The organism is Mycobacterium bourgelatii, from assembly GCF_010723575.1.
Taxonomy (GTDB): Bacteria; Actinomycetota; Actinomycetes; order Mycobacteriales; family Mycobacteriaceae; genus Mycobacterium; species Mycobacterium bourgelatii.
In genome coordinates, this window is sequence record NZ_BLKZ01000001.1 from 3,927,367 (window position 1) to 3,940,315 (window position 12,949).

Below are 12,949 nucleotides of genomic sequence, written 5' to 3' on the forward strand. Positions count from 1 at the left end.
CGCTACGGACATGGTTCGTCCGCACCCTGCGCATCGTCGGCCGCTATGTCACCGGGCAGGCACCGAGCGCCGCCCGAAGTCCCCCTCACCCACACAAACTTAACAGCATTGGCATCAAACCCAGGGGTGTAGCCGTCATCGATATCGGCCTGCCGCAACCAGGAGCGCACCGACTCGATCCCCTAACCCGGTTGGCGGGCGACCCGCTACCCCGTCCCATGCTCGGTGCCCAACTCGGCACGCAAGGTAAGGACCATCCGCACGGCAGCCGCCTCCACCGGGCCGTACCGCGACGTCGACATTCCAGGCACCAGTTCCTTCGGCATGCCTCCATCCTCGTTTCCCAAAATCTAAAGTCTCCACATATCCCAGGGTCATTCAGACTGAATCGCCCTGGGATATGTGGAGACTCCGGCAGAGTTGGCGAAGGGCTGCGAATGACGGCGAAAACTCAGCTTCGAGCCTGAACGCCCCTGCTGAAAGTCTGGTGTGTCGGCGGCGCAATGCACAGCGTTGACGGGGCTGCCGGCTACCATCACTGCCATGCCGCGGGAAGATGGTCCGACAGTCTGCCAACACCGCATCATCGATCTCTTTGCTGGCCCCGGCGGCCTCGATGTGGGTGCTACCTGGCTAGGAATCCCGGTGACGGGAATCGAACTGGACGAGGGTGCATGCGCGACTCGCGCCGCCGCCGGACTTGATACGGTCCAGGGCGACGTGCGCGTGTACGGGCCGAGCGACTTCCCGGATGCAACCGTTCTTACGGGAGGACCGCCTTGCCAGACGTTCACTGTCGCTGGCAAAGGCACTGGCAGACGCGTAATCGAGCAGATCACCCGCTCCGTCACGGCCATGGCCGACGACCCCGGGGCGCATTCGGCGCGAGGGTGGTCGACTGACGAACGGACGGAACTGATTCTCGAGCCGATGCGGTGGGCACTTCTAGCTCTAAAGGCCAACGTTCCCTTTGAGGCGATCGTTCTGGAACAGGTGCCCGCTGTGCTACCGGTTTGGGAAGCTTTCCGTGAGGTGCTCCAGAACCACGATTACAACTGCGCCGTCGGGATTCTTCGGTCGGAAGAATTCGGGGTCCCACAGACACGTCGTCGCGCAATCCTGATTGCGCGGCATGGCGGAGGCAAGGTCGACCTCCCGGTCCCAACACACGACACCTTTCGGAAGGGTTCACCAAACCAGGGGGCGATCGGACGTGAACCCTGGGTTTCCATGGGTCACGCTCTCACGCGTGAGTCGAGTTTCACCGTCATCTCTAACTACGGCAGCGGCGGTAATCCCCGTAATCGTGGACAGCGCCACTCCGGCGAACCGGCGGCGACAGTGACAGGAAAAGTCATGCGGAATCGCCTCCGGCTTGCCACCGGCGAGTGGAGCCGACTGTCGCATCGCGAGGCCGGAGTCCTTCAGACATTTCCGCACGACTTTCCGTGGTCCGGCTCCGATATCGGTCAGCAGATCGGCAATGCCATCCCTCCGCGATTGGCGGTGCATGTGCTCGCACAAGCGCTACAAATCCCGCTGTCTGGAAAAGAACTCGACCGAGTAGTCAAGGTTTCGTGGCAGGAAGGACGGCGTTCTCCACTGCGCCCCCCGTCCAGCCATAGCGAAAAAACGATGGCGATGGCCTCTGAATGACCGGTTAACCACCCACTCCACGCAGCTCACGCAATTTAGCGCAAATTGCATCTGCGACAGCTGCGGGCTCCTCATGCTCCCAGAAACGTAGGACCGTCCACCCGCGTGCTGCCAAAAAGGCATCGGTTTTGCGATCTCTCAGGATATTTGCGTCAAGCTTTTGCGCCCACCACTCCCCATTTGCCCGTGGTCTGGTCGCGTGCTGAGGGCAGCCATGCCAGAAACACCCGTCTATGAAAACGACCAGACGCAGGGTCCTCCAAATGATGTCCGCCTTGCATCGGTAGTCGGGCTCCGGCCTGACGTCGACGCGATACCTAATGCCCCGCGCGTGAAGAATCTGCCTTACCAACAATTCCGCCTGAGTGTCGCGGCGGCGTTGCTTGCTCATACGCGAACGCGCTGAATCAGACGACGCAACCGGCCGGGATCTGACCGGTTCGCTCATGGCTGGTTGCTCGCTCACAACACCAGCGTGTCACACCGAACTCTTGACGAATCCAATCCGTTGGCTCGTTCTTCAAAGCAGCCGATTAGCGCACCTCCCGTGACGGCCCCAGCCACCTGAATCCTCACAGTCACAAATGAAGGGCTTGACGACCTCATCGACACCGTGGCCGCCGAAGCCAACCACGAGACCAACCGGCGCCGCCGGCAACGACTCGACGCTGCGTATGACGCGCTCAATAACGCTGCCCGATCTGGCGGAGGCGGATGACGCCGGCGCCTGCCTAGAGCGTCGGAGTCCCGTTCGTTAGACCCCCGTCAAGCAACCAGAATTGTCGGTCCCCCTGGTTAGCCTCAAAGCCGAACCGTCACGACCAGGGAAGACAACGACAATGCCCAAACCGACGCCGCGTCCGCGCCGCATTGACGTCGCATTTGTGCAGCGACCGCGCGTGCCAGAAATAGCGATCGCCGTCTGCGGCCAAGAAGGTGGACCCTTCCGCTACCACGCTGTCTCCGAAGACCGAACCTGGTCCGGACAGCTCGACGCCCCCAACAAAGAGACAGCAATCTTCGACGCGATAGCCGTGATTCGTGACGATGCGCCCGAGCTGGGGCCGGTGCGCTTCCTTGTGTCGCTGCAAGCGAAAAGTCCGCTGTGGCGCTACACCGATGAGATCGCCGCCCTGGTCCCCGGCGTGTCAGTCGGATGGCCCGGCCTCAGCGGCCTCCCGTTGATGGAGGCCGCCAAGGCCGGGTTGACAGCGCAGCCAGCGGAGGTGCCCCCACAGTCAACCGACATGTCTCCGCTGTGGGTGGCGACCGACGGATCCGTACGGCGCAAGTTCAGTGGGTTCGGATGGCTTGCGTCCAACGGCCAGTACGGGCTTCACGGGTACAGGCATTCCAAGACGCTTCATGGGACGAAGGTGGTGTTGATCTCGGAACTGCGGGCTATCAACGACGCGGTCCGCAACCTGCAGCGCCCGCTGACAGTGATGAGCGACAGCAAACTGGCCATCGAGATGATCAAACGGTGGATGGACGGAGACATTGTGTTGCCGCAGGGCTATACGACTGAGCGCCCTGGCGGCAAGCCGGCTGCCCTCGTGTCAGCGCAACGATCGATCCACTCCCAACGCGAGTGGCTCACCCCAGTGTGGGTAAAAGGTCACCAGGGTGAGCCGCTCAACGAAGGTGCCGACGCCCTCGCGCGTCTTGCCCAGCGCCGCGCCGCGAACCCTGCTGACTTAGGAACGCCCGAGTACCACCGTCGCGCTGATGGCCTAGCGGACGGGTTTTCAAAGCAATTCAACCTTCTCCGAGAGGTTGGCAGGCCACCACTAGCGGCGTAGAGCACGCCTTCCAGGTAGGCAAACCTGTGCGCATTGCCCTGGTAGACATCGCAATTCATAACTATCCACTTCCCCTCGGTCTACGCCGAATATGGCATTCGAGGAAAGTTCCGGCAACTGTCCACCCGATTTAAAGCCATCGCCGAACCGTCGCAATAGGTTCGCGTCCGCCGATCCTTGTCGTCGTCCGAACACCGCCCTGATCGATTAACAGGTGACAGGGTCGTTGGCAGTAGGGGACTGTGCGCTGAGATGCCGTAGGCAAGGTATTTGCCAGGACGTTTGGAGATTTCAGAGCACGCGGCACGCAGCAAGCTGATCCCCAAGACAGGAAAGCATGCAAAGCTAACGTAATGCGGAAACACAACGCCCTTGCGCTGAAAGGCTTTTCGACAGCGATGACGAAAACATGAGAGTAATCGGCCTGATGTCAGGCACGTCGATGGACGGCCTCGACGCGGCTACAGCCGAGCTCGACTGGGACGACGGCGCCATCACGATGACCCCGCTGCGCCACATCGAGCGCCCGTGGCCGGCTGAGGTCCGCGCACAACTGCACGCCTCGCTGGGCCCGACGACGGCGGGCGAGCTATGCGAGCTCGACCAGCTGATCGGGCAGGCGTCAGCGAAGCTGGCCACCGAGCTGCTACCCGCCGACCTCGTCGTCAGCCACGGTCAGACGGTCCATCACTGGGTAGAGGACGACGAGGCGAAGGGCACATTGCAGCTCGGGCAGCCCGCATGGATCGTCGAGGCGACAGGGCTGCCGGTCATCTCCGACGTCCGCTCACGCGACATCGCTGCCGGCGGCCACGGCGCCCCGCTCGCCGGAATCCTCGACTACCTGTGGCTGCGAGGCGAGCACACCCGCGCGGCGCTCAACCTCGGCGGAATCGCGAACGTGACAATCGTGCGCCCCGGCTGTCCCCCACTCGCATTCGACACCGGCCCGGCCAACTGTCTACTCGACGAGGCGGCACGGCGAATCACCGGCCGCGCCTGCGATGCGGACGGCCGGGTCGCCGCCGCTGGCACCCCGGACGCGCAGCTCCTGCAAGATTTGCTCGCCGACCCGTATTTCGCCCAGGCACCACCGAAATCGACTGGCCGCGAACACTTCCACCTCGGCGGCCTGCCGGATCTCTCGCCCGAGGACCTGCTGGCGACGCTGACGGAGCTGACCGCGATCACCGTCGCCGAGGCGCTCGCACCGTACGCGCCCGTCGAGGTCGTCGCGTCGGGAGGCGGCGTCCGCAACCCGACGCTGCTTGCCGCGCTCCAACGCCGGCTCCCCCTCGCCCTCAGCGACTCGCACGGCCTGCCCGCGCAAGCTAAGGAGGCCTATCTGATGGCGCTGGTCGGCTTCCTCAGCTGGCACCAGGTTCCGCTACTCACCGGACCGCACGTGCTTGGACGCATCTCGCCCGGCAACTCGCCACTCTCGCTACCGTCTCCGGCGTCCCCGCCAACCGGCTTAATCATCCGCACCACGTAAACCCGCGGACGTTGCCGGACATACGCAACGCAGCCGACCCGTCACCGAAGCGCAACCCATCCCACCCAGACTCACCCCGCAGCACGTCCTTTCACCCTCCGCTTCCTTCGACGCCGCCGACTGGCAGCGACCAACTGCGCCACCCCATCCTCAATCCCCCTCGCCAACACGTGAACATCAGGCGCCCCGTCATAGTCGCCGGTAATCCCGAACACGAAGTTGTCCGCATAACTGACCATCGCGATGCCGGTCCGTAGCTGCACCCCGATCGGAGGAATCGGCCAGATCTCGAGAACCCGTCGGCCCATCAGCTTCTGTTCTGCTCGCGGACCTGGAACGTTGGTCGCCAAAGCAACCACCGCCCGTTGCGGCAGACGCGTCAGCAAGCGAATAGTCCACGCGGAAACCACAAATGGTGCATGCTCTGCCGCCTCAAACAGTGCATTGCCGCCTTCGCGTTGGCCACTCCCCTTCGCCTGGACGAGTCGGTCGTGCACCAACTGCAGCTGCTCTACCGGATCCTCCTCATCCACAGGCAGCAGCGGCAGCATCGCCGAAACCCGGTTGTCCGCGACGTTGAAGTGGTTGGTCCCTCGCACCGATACCGGAACCAGCGTGCGCAGCGAGTCGTGGCTGGGCTGTTCCCCGCGGGCCAGCAGCAACTGGCGGTAGCTGTTTGTAATCGCCGCCAAAGCAACGTCATTGAGCGTCACATCGAATGCCCGAGCCACCTCCTGCAGGTCCGACAACCGGGCCCGGGCCACACTGAAGCGACGCATGGTCGTCAAGCTTCCGCTCAACGACGTTTCCGGTCCGGGACTCAGCACGCTGGCCGTCAACTCGGCCGCGCCCACGGCGGCGTGCTCGACGGCGACGGCCGCGCCGACCGCGGTCCGCACGATGCCGCTCACCCAGTTCAATGGGTTCAGACTCACCTTCGGCAGGCTCAGCCAACCCCGGTCCTGCTCCTTGGCGGCACGGATCTCCGTGGCGAAGGTGTCGCCGCCACCGTCGTCGCTGAACCTGGCCATTATTTGCGTTGCCGCGATGCCGTCGGCGATGCAGTGATGCAGCTTGGTCAACACCGCCCACCGGTCGTCGCTGAGGCCCTCGATCAGAAAGCAGTCCCACAACGGACGCTCGCGGTCGAGTCGGCGCTCCATCACGCTCGCGACCAGTTCGAAGAGTTCGGCGTCTCCTCCGGGGTGCGGCACCGCCAACCGATGCAGGTGGCGCGAGATGTCGAAATGCGGGTCGTCGACCCATTCGGGTGGACCGAGGTCGAACGCATGGGTCCGCAACATCTGCGTACAGCGCGGGATGTCTTGCGCCCGCCCAGCAAAGGATGCGACGAACTCGTCGAAGGTCGGCGCGGGTCCTTCCATGATCGACACCCCGCCGATCGCCATGCTCACGTGCGGATCGGAATCCTCAACCTCGAGGAAGGTGGCGTCCAGTGCCGACAAGCGCTCCATCTCCTCACTATCGGCCGACTGCATACGTCACGGTCAGGGCCGGAAGTCCCATCTTGATGGGCCGAATGCACTCGCAACACCGTCCACGGCAAGCGGCCCCCCGGGGCGAAGCACCGAAACCTCAAGCCATTCCCGCCAACTCCCGCGACACCGCATCGAACGCCTTCACCGCGTCCAACAACCCCGGCTCCTGCGAGCTCGGTTGTGACGACAACTTCGCGGCGACGACCTCCGCGGCGCGGTTGATGTAGATCAGCTGACCGCACATGCCCACACACAACACGACGTTGTTGCCCGGGTACGGGAACCACATCTGGTTGCGGTACATCCCACCGGGCATCCCGGTGTCGTCGGGACTGGCGGCGAACGCCTGACGGGAGTCGGGACCGCCGTCGAGGGTGTCGGCGATCCACGCCGGCGGCACCACCGGCTGGTCGGTCAACGAGACACCGTCACGCAGGAACAGCGACCCGAACCGGATCATGTCGGTAAGGCAAGCGCTGATGCCACCGTCGAAAATCCCGGTGCCGCCCGCAGCGTCCAACATGATCGTCGCGTCGCAAACGGTCCCAATCCGGCTCCACAACAGTTCCGACATCAGCTCCGGCATCGACTGCCCGCCGGCCACCTCGCAGATCCAGCCGAGCACATCCGTTTCACACGAACGGTATTCGAACGCACCACCATGGGAACGGCTCTGCCGCAACGTCAGCAGGTAGTCGCGCAGCGTGGCGGGCAGGTCCGGACGGCGCCGAACCGCCCACCCGATCACCTGCTCCCGCACGTGTATCTCCGCGGCTGGATCAGCGTAATTCTCCGAGAACGCGATACCCGACCTCATGTCCAGCAGATGGCGCACCGTCGCACCCGCATACCCACACTGCGCCAGGGCAGGAACAATGGCTGTGACCGTCGCGTCAACGTCAAGCGCCCCGGCCCCGTGCAGCGCGCCCACGACGGCGGCCACCAGCGACTTGCTCACCGAAAACAATAAGTGCCGCGTCCGATCGTCGAACCCGTCCAGATATTCCTCCGCCACCAGAGACCCACGAAACGCGACGGCCCACCCGTCGGTAGCGGTGTCGGCCATCACCGCGCCGACGGTTGTGGCCACCCCGTCACCAACGGTCACCGGCATATCTGCAACAGCAGCACCGGCAGCGGGCAACACCGCAACCGGTCCGTCCCCGCGCGGAATGACCGCCGTCGGCATGAAGTCCTCGACGTGCCGAAACGCCCACCGCGCATACGGCTCCGACAGCCAGTTACCCAACGAAAACCCGGCCGGAACGCCACCACCCGAAACGCCGACGCCCCCGCTCACGCCCGTGCGACGAGCCGAGACACGATTGGCGCCGCCGGCACCAGCGGCGTCGACACGAACTTCGCCTTCATCCCGTTGACCCACCGACGGCACCGCTCGGTCAGCTGATAGTCCTCGGTCTGCAAGTGCCCCCGCGTGACGAGGACCCCGAGTTGTGCTCCCTGCGAACGCAAGTCACCCGGCGCCGCGACCCGCATGTAGAACGCCTCGGATCCGTCCAGCAGCGTGGCCCAGTCATTGGCGGACCGCATGAAGGAGACCCGGCCTTCGTCGTTGATGCGCCACACCCCGGTACGCGGCGTCGAGGTGAACAGCTCAATATCCGGTGACGTCTCGGAAAGAATCACCTGGCCCCAGACCTCGTTCTCGCCGTAACCCCGCTCCCAGCGCTCGTTGATCTCCTCGATGTCGAGCTCGTACTCCACGTCCATGTACTCGAGCAGGTGGAAGAGGAACAGCGGCATGTCCGCGTAAGCCTCGGTGGTCAGGTTCGTCATCGGGCTGGCACCACTCAGCCGCGGGTTCACCTCGCCGAGGTAGAGCTCCCCGGAATCGAGGTCATGCAGCAGGTCCACCTCGAAGTAGCCGCGATACCCCTCGCGGCTCAGGACGCCACCCAGCTTGCGCACCATCTCCCGTGCGGCATGCGTCTGATCCGGCGGCAGCACCTCGCGCCAAACGTCGTTGCCGCACCAGGCGCCCCGATACGGCGTCACCTCCGGGTATCCGACCAGACTCGTCATCGCGGGGCCGATCACGGTGCCGTGCCGGGTCACCACGCCCTCGATACAGACCTCGACATTGCGTATCCGCTTCATGACCTTGATCTCTTGCTGACAGGTCAGATCAGCGGCGTGCTCGTCCCAGTCGCGCTGACCGCGGATGAAGAACGTCCCGCTGCCCGCGTTGCCGTACGCGATCGAGATGACCAGGTCGTCCCCCAGCCCCGCGCTCTGGGCGAGCGCCAGCAGTTCGTCGTAAGAGCCGACGCGACCGATCGTGTGCGGCACGCTCGGCACACCCGCCTCGTTGGCCAGGCGCGTCATGATGATCTTGGAACCGAGGCGTTCCCGCAGCTCGCAGGGCGGGTGTATGACCTCGAGACCCGCCTGCCGCGCCAGTGCCTGTGTTTCCTCCTCCAGGAACACGAAGCAGGCCTTGCCGCCGGGACCTTTGCTCGCAATGAACTCAAGCGTCTCCGGATCGGACAGCAGGTGGTTGCAGACATCCCCCATGCAGTCGAAATCCCTGCGGTCGCGCCGACGGGGCACGAACACCCGCGAATGCAAGCCCTCGAAAGAGTCAAAGTACGTGAGGTAGAAGAAGTTTCGTATCCAACGGTCGATACCCAGCAGGTTGAACGGCGTCGGCGAGATGAAGAACACCGGCACGGTGTTGTTGTGAAAGAACGCGCGCACATCCGAAAGGCCGCGCAGCACGCGGCGTGGCTCGGCCGAGGGTCCGACGGCAGTCACGATGCCACCCACTTTGCTGACGTCGACGCCTCAGCCCGGCGCGGGCTCGGCGGTTTGGACAGGGACGCTTCGGTCCGCTCGATGGCGGTGAGATCGCATACCTCCATGGCACTAGTTTCACCCGGCCACGCTCCTGCCGCAGGGGTATGCCCAGATCTCGCGGCGCCCGCCGACGGCTCAACGCGGTGCAGCCGACTTGTCATACCCCCTCGTTACCGTACGATCATGCAGCCCCAGGACTTTCCGTCGATAAACCTCGGCAGCGCATTGACCAGGCTCGGTGAGGCGACCTATCACCGTGGCCTGGCCTACGCGCGCGACGGCCGGGTGCTGAATTGTCTCTGGGACGCGCAGCGGCAGACTCTGGCCGGTTCAGTCTGGGGCAGCCAGGGCCGGGCCTACGCCACCACGGTGCATCTTTCGCCCGACGGCACCGGCAGCTGGAAAGTCGCTTTCGGTTTTTGCAGCTGCCCGGTGCACCTCGACTGCAAGCATGTCGCGGCCATTGCCATAGCCATCGCCGATGCCACGACAACAAGCGCACAACGCGCGCAAAACCCGACGGCGTGGCGGCACTCCCTGGATGCCCTGCTGCCGGCGACTCCTCCTCAGGGGCGCACCGGGACGCCACTGGCGATCGAGCTGAACCTTGCGACGAACGGGTCGTTGCCCTTGCTGGTGGCACGGCTCATGCGGCCCGCGAAGCGGGGCGGTTGGGTCGCCGACCATCTGCGTTGGGACAAGGTGCGGACGTTAGGTCGGGACGGTTATCTCGACGCTCACGTCCAGGTGTTGCGTGAGTTTTACGTGACGTATCGGGCGTCGATTTCGAACCCTTATGGCGTTTACCACTATTCGTACGGTCAGGAGGACGACGGCAGGATCATCTCGCTGTTGCGGTTCGGATCCCCGCAACTGTGGCCGCTGCTGGAAGGGGCGCGCGAAGCGGGGGTGAAACTCATCCAGGCAGGGACGCACCGCGAGGTTCGACCGCCCTCCGACGCCGAGTTGTGTTTAGACGTCACGGCCGACGAGTCCGGTGATCTTGCGATTGAGCCGATGCTGCGGGTGAACGGCACCACGGTGCGGCCACTGGCATTTATCGGGTCGCCGGGACACGGTGTGGTCTACGACGACGCCGGGACGCGGCTGGCCCGGTTGGACAAACCGGCACCGGAGGCGTTGCAGCGCATGGCACTAGGCGACGCGCCGGTGGTCATACCCGCATCCGAGGCGGCGCGCTTCGCGGCGGAGTACTACCCGAGGTTGCGCCACACCGCCACCATCACGTCCTCGGACGATTCATTCACGCCCCCCGAGATCGTCGGGCCGACGCTGGTGCTGCGCGCCGACTATCAGGACGGTCACGAACTCGAGGTGAGCTGGGAGTGGGCGTACCGACTGGGCGACAGAGACTTTCGCACACCGATCGGCTCGCCGGACCATGTCGGCTACCGCGACCCGGAAGCTGAGACGGCGCTCGCCTCGACTCTCGAAGCGCCGTTGGAGCAAGTGCGGCTGCGCGGCGCGAACGGCAGGCTCGTTCCCCGGGTCCGGCTCTCCGGCTTGGACACCATGCGGTTCGCCACCGAAATTCAGCCGCTGCTCGCCGAGCTCCCCGAGGTAGACCTTGAGGTAACCGGCGACGCAGCTGACTACCGGGAAGCCACCCTTGCCGTTGCGGTCACAACGGATACGGTGCCCGGTCAGACTGACTGGTTCGACCTCGGTGTCACGATCAGCATTGAGGGAAAGCAGATTCCGTTTGTCAGCGTGTTCACCGCGCTGGCTTCCGGACAGTCCCATCTACTGCTGCCCGACGGCGCCTACTTCTCGCTCGACAAACCGGAGCTGGTCAAGCTGCGCGAGCTCATCACCGAGGCCGGCTCCCTCACCGACGCCGAGGACGGGCCACCCCGGATAAGCCGCTTCCAGGTCGGGCTTTTCGACGAACTGGCCGAACTCGGAGTCGTCACGCGCCAGGCCGACGAGTGGCGCCGTCAGGCGGACGGACTTCGCGCCCTGAACGGCGTGGCGCCGGCGGCAGTGCCCAGCGACCTGCGCGTTGACCTGAGGCCATATCAGTCCGAAGGATTCTCGTGGCTGACGACCCTGTATGCGCACGGGCTCGGCGGGATCCTCGCCGACGACATGGGACTGGGTAAGACCATCCAGTCGCTGGCGTTGATCTGCCATGTCCGGCAACAGAATCCGGGCATGGCGCCGTTTCTTGTGGTGGCGCCGGCCAGCGTGGTGGCCAACTGGGCCACCGAGGCCGCACGGTTCGCACCCGAGCTGAACGTTGTGCCCATCACCGACACGCTGCGCCGCGCCCGCACCGACCTCGACGAGCTGACGACCGGCGCCCACATCGTGGTCACCTCGTACACGCTGTTCAGGCTCGACTTCGAGGCTCACGCCAACCGAACCTGGTCCGGGCTGATCCTGGACGAGGCACAGTTCGTGAAGAACCACCGCGCCAAGACCTACCAGTGCGCCCGCAAGCTCGCCACGCCGTTCAAGCTGGCGATAACCGGCACCCCAATGGAGAACAACCTGATGGAGTTCTGGGCGCTGCTGTCCATCACCGCCCCCGGGCTGTTCCCCAGCCCGACCAAGTTCAACGATTTCTTCGCCAAGCCCATCGAAAAAAACCGCGACGCTGAGCTTTTGGCTCTGTTTCACCGGCGCATCAAGCCGTTGGTCAAACGCCGCACCAAGGAGCACGTCGCCGCCGAACTGCCCGCCAAGCAAGAGCAGGTCCTCGAAATAGACCTGCCGTCGCGGCACCGTGCCCTCTACGACAAGCGGCTACAACGCGAGCGGCAGAAGGTGCTCGGGCTGCTCAATGACATGCAGCGCAACCGCGTGACGATCCTGCGATCCCTCACCGTGCTACGACAAATGGCACTGCATCCCGGTTTGGTCGATCCCGAATATGACCAGATGGCCAGCGCGAAGATCGACGCACTGGCCGAGCACCTGCGTGACGTCGTCGCCGGCGGTCACCGGGCGCTGGTGTTCAGCCAGTTCACCCGCTTCCTCGGCCGAGTTCGCGATCGCCTCGACAGCGAGGGCATCGATTACTGCTATCTCGACGGGCAGACCCGCAACCGCGCCAGCGTGATACAGCGGTTCAAGGACGGAGACGCCCCGGTATTTCTGATCAGCCTCAAGGCCGGCGGGTTCGGGTTGAACCTCACCGAGGCCGACTACTGCTTCTTGCTCGACCCGTGGTGGAATCCGGCGACCGAGGCGCAGGCCATCGACCGCACCCACCGGATCGGCCAAACCCGCAACGTCATGGTCTACCGACTGATCGCCCGCGACACCATCGAGGACAAAGTACTCGCCCTCAACGCCCGCAAAGCCAAGCTGTTCGCCAGCGTCGTCGACGACGGCAACGCATTCGGCTCCAACCTGACCGCCGACGACATCCGCGGACTGGTCGCCTGAGGTGGACTTGCGTCACCGCCCAGGGGCTTTGTCGCTGAAAAGTCGCTCCAAGCCGGGCATCTCGCAGGGTGCTCCCCAGCCGTGACTGCTGTGGCGCGTGTGACGACACCCGCCAGACGTCGCCCGCCTAGCACGCCGAACGTGCGGCGTATGGCCCAAAACGGTTGGGAATAGGTACATTTCCCTCACCTTCGACGGGCCTTCCCGCCCAACCCACACCCCGGTAGAGTTCAAACGTGGACTGCCCGTCGCTAAACGTAAACCCG

At 64.5% G+C, this 12,949-nt stretch carries 8 protein-coding genes and 1 pseudogene; 4 read left to right on the forward strand and 5 right to left on the reverse strand.

Annotated features, from left to right (window positions below):
- Positions 1-107: 107 nt before the first annotated feature.
- Positions 108-326 (reverse strand): annotated as a pseudogene (locus G6N68_RS32120) (IS3 family transposase); the annotation flags it as partial.
- A 217-nt stretch (positions 327-543) separates the two neighbouring features.
- Here G6N68_RS32120 and G6N68_RS17000 point away from each other — a divergent pair.
- A complete protein-coding gene (locus G6N68_RS17000) occupies positions 544-1,656 on the forward strand; it encodes a DNA cytosine methyltransferase (RefSeq protein ID WP_163714559.1) in 1,113 nt (370 codons plus the stop codon).
- A gap of 4 nt (positions 1,657-1,660) precedes the next feature.
- On the opposite strand, the gene G6N68_RS17005 is transcribed toward G6N68_RS17000, so the two are convergent.
- The gene (locus G6N68_RS17005) at positions 1,661-2,104 is read right to left on the reverse strand and encodes a very short patch repair endonuclease (protein ID WP_163718723.1); all 444 of its coding nucleotides are present in this window, start codon (positions 2,102-2,104) and stop codon (positions 1,661-1,663) included.
- Between the two features lie 586 nt (positions 2,105-2,690).
- On the opposite strand from G6N68_RS17005, the gene G6N68_RS17010 reads away from it, so the two are divergent.
- Positions 2,691-3,458, forward strand: a complete 768-nt coding sequence (locus G6N68_RS17010; protein WP_240355510.1) for a ribonuclease HI — start codon at positions 2,691-2,693, stop codon at positions 3,456-3,458.
- Between the two features lie 409 nt (positions 3,459-3,867).
- A complete protein-coding gene (locus G6N68_RS17015; RefSeq protein WP_163714566.1) occupies positions 3,868-4,953 on the forward strand; it encodes an anhydro-N-acetylmuramic acid kinase in 1,086 nt (361 codons plus the stop codon).
- A 71-nt stretch (positions 4,954-5,024) separates the two neighbouring features.
- On the opposite strand, the gene G6N68_RS17020 is transcribed toward G6N68_RS17015, so the two are convergent.
- The 3 genes from G6N68_RS17020 to G6N68_RS17030 all read right to left on the reverse strand — a co-directional run bounded on the left by G6N68_RS17020 (position 5,025) and on the right by G6N68_RS17030 (position 9,230).
- Positions 5,025-6,428 (reverse strand): WS/DGAT/MGAT family O-acyltransferase, encoded by a 1,404-nt coding sequence (locus G6N68_RS17020; protein WP_163714569.1) that lies wholly within the window; start codon positions 6,426-6,428, stop codon positions 5,025-5,027.
- 121 nt (positions 6,429-6,549) lie between these two features.
- Positions 6,550-7,701, reverse strand: a complete 1,152-nt coding sequence (locus G6N68_RS17025; RefSeq protein ID WP_240355783.1) for a serine hydrolase domain-containing protein — start codon at positions 7,699-7,701, stop codon at positions 6,550-6,552.
- A gap of 47 nt (positions 7,702-7,748) precedes the next feature.
- Positions 7,749-9,230: a biotin carboxylase gene (locus tag G6N68_RS17030; protein WP_371871701.1), complete on the reverse strand. Its 1,482-nt coding sequence runs from the start codon at positions 9,228-9,230 to the stop codon at positions 7,749-7,751.
- 222 nt (positions 9,231-9,452) lie between these two features.
- On the opposite strand from G6N68_RS17030, the gene G6N68_RS17035 reads away from it, so the two are divergent.
- Positions 9,453-12,683 (forward strand): DEAD/DEAH box helicase, encoded by a 3,231-nt coding sequence (locus G6N68_RS17035; RefSeq protein WP_163714578.1) that lies wholly within the window; start codon positions 9,453-9,455, stop codon positions 12,681-12,683.
- The last annotated feature ends 266 nt before the right edge of the window (positions 12,684-12,949 follow it).

Coding starts and splice junctions, on each gene's coding strand:
- G6N68_RS17000 (WP_163714559.1), top strand. CDS start 544: ATGCCGCGGGAAGATGGTCCGACAGTCTGCCAACACCGCATCATCGAT.
- G6N68_RS17005 (WP_163718723.1), bottom strand. CDS start 2,104: ATGAGCGAACCGGTCAGATCCCGGCCGGTTGCGTCGTCTGATTCAGCG.
- G6N68_RS17015 (WP_163714566.1), top strand. CDS start 3,868: ATGAGAGTAATCGGCCTGATGTCAGGCACGTCGATGGACGGCCTCGAC.
- G6N68_RS17020 (WP_163714569.1), bottom strand. CDS start 6,428: ATGGAGCGCTTGTCGGCACTGGACGCCACCTTCCTCGAGGTTGAGGAT.
- G6N68_RS17035 (WP_163714578.1), top strand. CDS start 9,453: ATGCAGCCCCAGGACTTTCCGTCGATAAACCTCGGCAGCGCATTGACC.